This is a genomic window from Proteus sp. G4380, from assembly GCF_963885725.1.
GTDB lineage: Bacteria > Pseudomonadota > Gammaproteobacteria > Enterobacterales > Enterobacteriaceae > Proteus > Proteus mirabilis.
Map to the genome: position 1 here is coordinate 1 of NZ_CAWPAV010000141.1, position 8,273 is coordinate 8,273.

The 8,273-nt window shown below is 33.6% G+C and carries 9 protein-coding genes; 1 reads left to right on the forward strand and 8 read right to left on the reverse strand.

From position 1 onward, the window contains the following. The first annotated feature begins 71 nt into the window (after positions 1-71). On the forward strand, positions 72-1,544 hold the full coding sequence (locus AACU98_RS12590) for an anion permease (RefSeq protein ID WP_161734837.1): 1,473 nt from the start codon (positions 72-74) through the stop codon (positions 1,542-1,544). Between the two features lie 53 nt (positions 1,545-1,597). On the opposite strand, the gene AACU98_RS12595 is transcribed toward AACU98_RS12590, so the two are convergent. The 8 genes from AACU98_RS12595 to AACU98_RS12630 all read right to left on the reverse strand — a co-directional run bounded on the left by AACU98_RS12595 (position 1,598) and on the right by AACU98_RS12630 (position 8,106). Beyond that, the gene (locus AACU98_RS12595; protein WP_004244307.1) at positions 1,598-1,951 is read right to left on the reverse strand and encodes a helix-turn-helix domain-containing protein; all 354 of its coding nucleotides are present in this window, start codon (positions 1,949-1,951) and stop codon (positions 1,598-1,600) included. Beyond that, positions 1,944-2,927: a fimbrial protein gene (locus AACU98_RS12600; RefSeq protein WP_004248669.1), complete on the reverse strand. Its 984-nt coding sequence runs from the start codon at positions 2,925-2,927 to the stop codon at positions 1,944-1,946. Before AACU98_RS12600 ends, AACU98_RS12595 begins: the two co-directional genes overlap by 8 nt. Next, a complete protein-coding gene (locus tag AACU98_RS12605) occupies positions 2,908-3,201 on the reverse strand; it encodes a helix-turn-helix domain-containing protein (RefSeq protein WP_004248670.1) in 294 nt (97 codons plus the stop codon). Before AACU98_RS12605 ends, AACU98_RS12600 begins: the two co-directional genes overlap by 20 nt. 22 nt (positions 3,202-3,223) lie before the next feature. Beyond that, positions 3,224-3,721 (reverse strand): fimbrial protein, encoded by a 498-nt coding sequence (locus AACU98_RS12610; RefSeq protein WP_004244312.1) that lies wholly within the window; start codon positions 3,719-3,721, stop codon positions 3,224-3,226. A gap of 12 nt (positions 3,722-3,733) precedes the next feature. After that, the gene (locus AACU98_RS12615) at positions 3,734-4,255 is read right to left on the reverse strand and encodes a fimbrial protein (protein ID WP_036895524.1); all 522 of its coding nucleotides are present in this window, start codon (positions 4,253-4,255) and stop codon (positions 3,734-3,736) included. Between the two features lie 66 nt (positions 4,256-4,321). Beyond that, positions 4,322-6,829 (reverse strand): fimbria/pilus outer membrane usher protein, encoded by a 2,508-nt coding sequence (locus tag AACU98_RS12620; protein ID WP_049213558.1) that lies wholly within the window; start codon positions 6,827-6,829, stop codon positions 4,322-4,324. 16 nt (positions 6,830-6,845) lie between these two features. Then, a complete protein-coding gene (locus AACU98_RS12625) occupies positions 6,846-7,511 on the reverse strand; it encodes a fimbrial biogenesis chaperone (RefSeq protein ID WP_004244317.1) in 666 nt (221 codons plus the stop codon). Positions 7,512-7,581: 70 nt separating this feature from the next. Further along, positions 7,582-8,106, reverse strand: coding sequence for a fimbrial protein (locus tag AACU98_RS12630; RefSeq protein ID WP_004244318.1), 525 nt, complete (start codon positions 8,104-8,106; stop codon positions 7,582-7,584). Between the last annotated feature and the right edge of the window lie 167 nt (positions 8,107-8,273).

Genomic DNA, 8,273 nt, shown 5'->3' on the forward strand with positions numbered 1-8,273 from the left:
ATAAAAATACTTATTTACATAATCTGTCACTTACAATTATTTCTTACACCTGTTTTTAATGGAATAACCTGATGAATAAATTAACTCCATTACGACCTATACCTACCTTAATTGCTGTTGCTATTACCCTTATCATTTGGTTTGTTATCCCTGTTCCCCAAGGGGTAGATCCCAATGCTTGGCACTTGTTAGCGCTGTTTGTTGGTACTATTGCGGCTATTATCGGCAAAGCCTTACCTATAGGGGCAGTATCTATTATTGCTATTGCGCTTGTTGCCGCAACAGGCGTCACTAACCCAGACTCAACTAAAGGGGCGATTAATGATGCATTAAGTGGCTTTTCCAACAATCTTATCTGGTTAATCGGTATTTCTATTATGGTTTCAATGAGTCTTAATAAAACTGGATTAGGTGCTAGAATTGGCTACTATTTTATTTCGTTATTTGGTAAAAAAACCATTGGTATCGCTTATTCTCTAGCTATTGCAGAAACGATCCTCGCCCCTGTTACGCCAAGTAATACAGCTCGAGGTGGCGGGATTATTCACCCAATAATGCGATCTATTGCCGATAGCTTTAATTCAAAACCCGAAGAGGGTACTAGTGGTAAGATTGGTCGTTATTTATCGCTAGTCAATTATAATATCAATCCTATCACCTCAGCGATGTTTATTACTGCAACCGCGCCTAATCCTCTTATTGTAAGCTTAATTATCGGTGAAACAGGGCCTGAAAATGAGTTAACTTGGTCAATGTGGGCAATAGCGGCTTTTGTTCCCGCCATTGTTTCATTATTTTTAATGCCGATTGTGATCTACTTTTTATATAAACCAGAGATAACCCATACGCCGAATGCTCCCCACTTTGCCAAAGAGCGTTTAGCTCAATTAGGCCCTATTTCATTACCAGAAAAAATCACTTTGGGAGTATTTGCACTGTTATTAATTATGTGGGCAGGAATACCCGAACTATTATTTGGTGATGCATTTAGTATTAATGCGACTACTGCGGCTTTTATTGGTTTATCAATCTTATTATGTACTGGCGTATTAAATTGGGATGATATTTTAAAAAACAAAGGCGCATGGGATACCGTGGTTTGGTTTTCCGCATTAGTAATGATGGCCTCTTTTTTAGGAAAATTAGGTCTAATTAAATGGCTTTCATTAAGTGTTGGTGCCGGTATTGATAGTATGGGGATAAGCTGGGTAAGTGGTATGATATTGCTCGTGCTGATTTATGTCTATTCTCACTATTTCTTTGCTAGCACCACGGCTCATATTACCGCCATGTTTGCTGCATTCTATGCCGCAGGTTTAGCCCTTGGCGCGCCACCAATGTTATTAGGACTTATTTTAGCTTTCTCTTCTTCATTAATGATGTCTTTAACTCATTACGGTACAGGTACTGCACCGATTATTTTCGGCTCAGGCTACGCGACCTTAGGTGAGTGGTGGAAAGCAGGTTTTGTTATGAGCATTGTTAACCTGATTATCTGGATAACCCTTGGTAGTTTATGGTGGAAGGTGCTGGGGTATTGGTAAAATAATAAAAACAAGAATATGATGCCTAATCAGTCTGTTAGGCATCATATTAACTAGCGCCAAAGTTCACACTTTTCGACAATCGTCTCAGAATGATAATAACTTTCTTTATAGGCTATTCCTTCTTGATCAAAACAATCATTTATATCCTGAAAAAAATAATTTAATTTAACTTTAAAAATATAAGATAATAAGTAAATTACATCCACATGAATATTGCACTCCCCATTTTCAAAGCGTGATTGATGTTGCTGGCTTACTCCTAATAAAGCACCAAGCTCACTACCCGTCATACCATGTTGTTGTCTTAACATTTTTATTCTTGCGCCAACTATCTTTGATATTTTTTTATTCATAATCGCCTCGAATGACAAAACCATATCGAAAAATATATTATTATCACTCATATAAGATATTTACTGTTGCTGTTGAGTTAGCACTACCAGGCGTTATTTTATTACCTGTTTTTATATATCTTGCTTTCCAACCAAATATATAATCACCGGAGGAGACCCCATTTTGTAGACTATTTTTTGTATTTAGTTTTATCGGGTTATTGTTTTTATCTAATAACTGAATGGCAACACCAGTGGCTCGATTAGTGCCCGATAGGTTTAATTTCCCTGTATTTGCATCTATATATCCAGCACTACTTGTCACTGTCGCTTTAATGTTAGTGCCAGCCGCACAGTTTAATGTAATAGGAACATCTACACTTTTACTGACATCACCAATATTTTTAAATTGAGTATCATACCAAGTCCCCATATTAATATTATAATTTGATGATTTTGCAGTACATTTTAATGAATTTATCTTTATTGCATTAAGAGGCAAATAAAGTGAAGTTAAGTTCCAAGTTGTGTTTTTAGGTTGTGTATTATTTTGTACTGCTTGAGCAATCTTGCCCCATTGAAGGCTTCCTGATTGCGTTACTCTGCCTGTTTTTATAATTTTGACTGTCCAATAAGGGGTAAGAAGTCGATAAGAATTGCCACTTGGGTCCTTTGGGGTCAAATACGTTGTATTTAATGCACCTATTCCAGCAAATTTAACCTGTATCCCAATACCCGCAATATTGGTCTGTGCTATTTTATTCGCATTAGGCAACCAGCCATTAGTATAATTGGCAGTGATTGATGCGTTCCCACACCGCCCATCGTTACCTGAAAAAGTTGTTATAGGCCCATTGGCATAATTAATCTGAAACTCATCTAATACTCTTGTCCCTATATCATCATATTGAATTGAATAGGTTTTATTGGGGATCCGAGCCTGAATATTTTTTAAATTAGGATTCTGAATACAAGCTGCAAAGACGTCAGCAGAAAAAAAGAAGATTGTACCTAATAAAAAAAGTCTTTTACCCATCAAATGGTTCATTTTTATTACCTACCATATTTGATATTTTATTTTCTATTTCTACTTTCTCTTCATCATCTAATTGAAAAAGATCACTTAAACTAATACCGAAAAAGCAAGCATATTGATAAAGCCTATCTAGACTCACTCGATTAATTCCCCGTTCATATCTTGATTGCTGCTGTTGACTTATACCTATTTTCTTAGCCAATTCACTTAATGTGAGGCCATTTACTCTACGGTAATAAGCGATTTTTTTTCCTACCATCTTTGATGCTGGATAAGAGCGATTCACTTGAAACCCCTTTATGACACATTTAATTATAAATAAGAGTAAATTCAAGATGGCTCTTAAATGATCCCACCGTTATATTATTTCCATAGCCAACCATTCTTGCCGATAAAGCAAATTCAGCATTATGGTTATATTTATTAACAGCCGTCATTAATTTATCATTATTTTTTACAATACCTTTATTATTTTGCATTGCTAAATTTAGTGCTATATCTTTAGCCGTCCCACTATTAATAAAATATTCCGAATAATTAGGAACACTTTGGCCTCTTAAAATCATAGTGACTTTCTCTGTATTAACTGGGCAATTTTTTAATTTTATAGAAAAATCTATCCAGTCTGATGCTTGACCATTTTTAATATTTCTAATATTGATTTTTTTTAAATCAATTAAGTGGTTTTTCGTTTCTAACTCACAAGGTGAGGCTACTACTGATCCATATACATTAATATTAACAGTGTTGCTTAATGCGATAGGAGAATATGAAAATAATAAAAATAACGTTAGTGATTTCCACATAACACCCTCTTTTTATTGATAAATAAGCGTTGCTGTTATTTTGGCGGACACCGTCCCCGGTGTTGCATTACCGAATTTACTAAATGCTCGTGTTCTTAGTGGAACAGTAACCGATGGTTTACCATTAACCGCGATATATAAATTTTTTCCATTGCCTAATGGAATTTCACCATTACTGTTTTTATTTTGTAATTGAACGGCAATATTTTTTGCCGTCCCCCCATTTTTATATAAATTATTCACATCTGCATTATCAGGCGTTCCAGAAAAAGTCAGCTTTACTTGATTTACCCCCGGAGAACAATCTATTAACTTAATATTAAAATCATTCCAAACAGAACTAGAGTTTACTTTATTAAATAAACTTTCTGGCATCTGTTTCAAATCAATATTAATATTTTTACTACCAGAAACATTACAAGTCGCGGCTTTTATATTTCCAGAAAATTGAAGTGTCACAGTACTTCCTGCAGATGAAAAAAAACTTATTCCAATAGTAGTTATAAGAAGGAAGAGCCTCATTACTTTTATCATTTTACTTTCCTACAGGTAGCAAACATCAATAGCTATAAAAATAACTATGTTTGATATTTAAATTAATTAATAGCAAGTTACAGTGGTTTTATAGAGTCCTAAATAATCTGAAATATCAGATAGATCATAATTTACCTGACAGCTTTCATTGTTGTATTTAATAGTAAAACTTCCTTTCTGTTTTAGCCCTGATAAATAAACTTCTCCATCATTACCTACAATACTATTTAACTGACTATTGTCTTTAAAAATAGCTTGAGCGCCAAATGGTACTGGCTTTTTGTTTTCCAAATTTATCGTCATTAATACACGATAGCCTACATTTGCTGAAAAATTCGCTTTTACTAAAGCCCCTCGACTCGGTAAAACCGTCTGACTGGTAAGTTCCATTTCAGCATTCTCTGGCAATCTTAATGTATCAATCTCGACAGTATTTTTACGATATGGTGTGACATAAGGAACTAATGCATACCCTGAGTTATTAGTCCTAACTCCCGCTTGATTTAATATCGTAATATCACCCGCATTAGGAATATCTACGATTGCCGCGGTTTCTCCCAGTTGCTGTCCAAAAACAACTCCCTGAGAATGAGCAACGACGCTACCGCTCACACCATAGTAAAGATTATGATTATCTTTGCTATAACTGTACCCCCCCGTAATATCACCTAGTTGGCCTTTGTAGGATGCATTGATATTTCCAGAAGATCCTTGATCTTGATTGGTAAATGCTTGTTGCACACTCCAATTTAATCGATTATTTAACTGAGATGCCGATATACCTACACTTCCTGTACTTGAACTATTATTGTTACTATTCGCATTAAAATTATAATAAAAAGTATTATCAAATACGCTAAAGGGCACATTCACCGAAAAAGCCAACAAATGTTCATCATCATTTTGTCTTTTCTGATCAGAAATATAAGAATGATTAACTGTATTTTTATTGTAGGTATAATTTATTCCATAGCTGATACCTTGCCAGCTATTATTATAACCAAGTGTTGCTGATTGTTTTTTGCTTTTGCTGTTCCAATAATCCTCTTGTATATATCCGATAGCTAAAGAGCCATATTTATCACCTAAATTTTGATTAAGTGTTATCTCCGCACGATGACGGCGTTGCTCAATTTCAGGGCTATAATGAGTACGACGAAAACTATCAAACACTTCAGATAAACTATAAAAGCCACTCGTTGAATAGCGATAACCTGCTAAAGCAATATTGGTTCCTATATTGTTCAAATTCTTATTATATCTAAACCGATAAGACTGACCTTGTTGCCTCCTTCCATCATTAAAAGTTGACTTAGCCTGTGTAACATCAACAGAAACAGCACCAAATGAGCCTAAATTTTTCCCAACACCTAGGGAGTAAGATTGATAATTTTGACTCAACTGACTTCCCCCATAAGCAGTAGTGCCATAAGGTAAACCATAAACTAATGTAAACTGACCAAACTTCGTTTTATCTACATTATTATCATAAGCACGATATTCACCGCCCGTTACGCTATAAGTGAAATGACCTTCACGCTGTAATACAGGTAAAGAGGCGAAAGGTACGATTTGATGTTGCTCACTACCATTAGCACCCTTAATCGTAACGTATAAATCCCCACTACTACCTGATGGATATAAATCATTAATTTCAAAAGGGCCAGCTGCCACTTCAGTTTGATAAATAGTATATCCATTTTGTTTGATAGTTATTTGCGAGTTACTTTTTGCAATCCCTCTAATGATAGGCGCATAGCCTCTTAAACTTTCTGGATACATCTCATCATCTGTTGATAATTGCATGCCTCGAAACGGAACACTATCAAAAACATCAGATGAAGATATCCCATCCCCTAGTATTAACTGACTTTTTATTTTATTTATATTTCTAGATAAATAGGTATAAAGGGTGTTCCACTTCCCTGACTGATTACTTGTACTCGACCATGTTGTGTAGTTTCTTAAACGCCATGGTCCTAAATTTAAACCTGGTCTTAAATTTATATAATTTGAAGTTGTATTTGAACTGCCATTCTTACGATCATAGTTTTTAGAACCACTATAACTATAGTTTAGTAATAAGGCATTTATGCCATTATCAATATTATCTAACTCTATATATCCTCTTGGGTTTTTAGATAATGCAATTTGCGGAATACTTAAATATAACCTTTGTGAATCAAAATCTAATTCACTTTTAGCTTCTGGTATCGCAGACAAATTGACACAGCTAGTATATTCAGAATAAAGCCCAGGATAATCTGTTGTTTTAACTCCAAAGTCATTTAGATCATTTACTGATAAACAAGGTTTAAGCTGATTATTTTTATCTTTATCAAATCTAATATTTTTAGTTAAAATTAAATTAGTGTTAACATAAATATCAACATAATAGTCACCTGCTAGCTGTTGGTTATTCTCAAAAGAAGATAAATCAATAATATCTTTATTTGGCAGCTCTAAAAAATCTGGATCAAAATAGATATCATCTAAATTATTATTTTCTGCATATAATAAAGCTGCATAGCCTAAGTATAAAATGAGGCTAATACATACCTTACTTATTTTCATATTAGAAACCTAATTATTATATTCTAACTTCGGATAAATCCACATTAGCCCCATAATCATTAATAAGCTCCCAGCTTATAAGACCATGTTCATTATTATCATTTATATCAAATGATTTAGTTGAAAAAGGTTTAGCATAAGAAACATCATCAACCAATTTTCCATTAAATTTGATTGTTTGAAAATTCATAAAATAAGGTGTGGGATTATAAACTATGACTTTCCCTCTTTCCTTTGACCAAGATAATTTCTTTTGTTCTTCTTCAAAATTAACGTCTTTTAGACTTTTAGGTCTATAGATCAATTTCATTTGCGTTTTAAATGCAATTTGTAATGAATTTTCTGTTTTTTCTGTAGCAGGGATCGTTTTTATATTTAACCAAAAAAGAGATTCTTGATCACTTGGTAGCCCTTCTTCTGTTAAAAAGATCCTCAATGTATTCTCTTTATCTGGATTCAATCTAAATAAAGGTGGCGTGATCGTAAATTTTGACTGTTTTTTTTCCTCAAAATCATCTATCCATGACTGGATCAAATAAGGCATTTTGTCTGGGTTTTTCACGTTAATGCTGACATTCTTATTGCCTTCATTATAAATTACCCTTGTGCCACTAATAATAACACCTGCATAAGATGTATTAATAATAAATAAAGAAATAAAAAATAGAATAATAGACTTCATATTATCACCATAAAATGATTGTATAATAAGGTTTAAATCCCTTTAAACCTTATGGCTTACCTAGTTATTTTTAATTATAATTAATAGTAAATGTTGCATTCGCATTTGCTAAACCCGCAGTGACAGAATCTGTTTTAGCAATATAACGAGCTCTAAAGTCTAAATTATTTTCAACACCTTCTTTTAATGGATAGGTTTTAGATGCGGTAAATAAAGGGACAACGGTATTTGCATCATCCGTAATTTGAATACCGACACCTGTTGCCACTCCCGACTCTTGTTTTAGCGCAATAACAGTATCGTCTCCAGAATAAGACTCTGCATCAAATTTAACAGATGCAGTACTTACTGTTGCAGGGCAATTAATTAATTTAATCGTAAATTTAGTTGCCGCAGCAGTAACTCCGGCACTAGGTAATGCTGTTTTAGATACCTTACCTAAATTAACTTTTAGAGCATCAGATCCAGCTGCTAATTCACATGCGTTATCGATAATTTCTCCTGTAAAATCGATTGTTCCATCTGCAGCTAATGCATTATTCGCGACAAAAATAGACGTTGTAGCAATCAACATTGCAATAAAGCTTTTTCTCATTTATTTCTCCAAATAATTATTTTAAACACATTGAGATAATAGAAATAAGATTAATTAACTCAATACGCGAGTATTATCTATTTATTATTTGAAATAAACAAGTTTCGGTTATTACAGTATAATGTTGATAACATTTTAATATTAAATAGTGTTATTAACTAATAAAA

Excerpts from the sequence above, each read along its gene's own strand:
- AACU98_RS12600 (WP_004248669.1), bottom strand. The coding sequence starts at position 2,927 with ATGAACCATTTGATGGGTAAAAGACTTTTTTTATTAGGTACAATCTTC.
- AACU98_RS12590 (WP_161734837.1), top strand. The coding sequence starts at position 72 with ATGAATAAATTAACTCCATTACGACCTATACCTACCTTAATTGCTGTT.
- AACU98_RS12625 (WP_004244317.1), bottom strand. The coding sequence starts at position 7,511 with ATGAAGTCTATTATTCTATTTTTTATTTCTTTATTTATTATTAATACA.
- AACU98_RS12615 (WP_036895524.1), bottom strand. The coding sequence starts at position 4,255 with ATGATAAAAGTAATGAGGCTCTTCCTTCTTATAACTACTATTGGAATA.
- AACU98_RS12630 (WP_004244318.1), bottom strand. The coding sequence starts at position 8,106 with ATGAGAAAAAGCTTTATTGCAATGTTGATTGCTACAACGTCTATTTTT.
- AACU98_RS12610 (WP_004244312.1), bottom strand. The coding sequence starts at position 3,721 with ATGTGGAAATCACTAACGTTATTTTTATTATTTTCATATTCTCCTATC.
- AACU98_RS12595 (WP_004244307.1), bottom strand. The coding sequence starts at position 1,951 with ATGAGTGATAATAATATATTTTTCGATATGGTTTTGTCATTCGAGGCG.
- AACU98_RS12620 (WP_049213558.1), bottom strand. The coding sequence starts at position 6,829 with ATGAAAATAAGTAAGGTATGTATTAGCCTCATTTTATACTTAGGCTAT.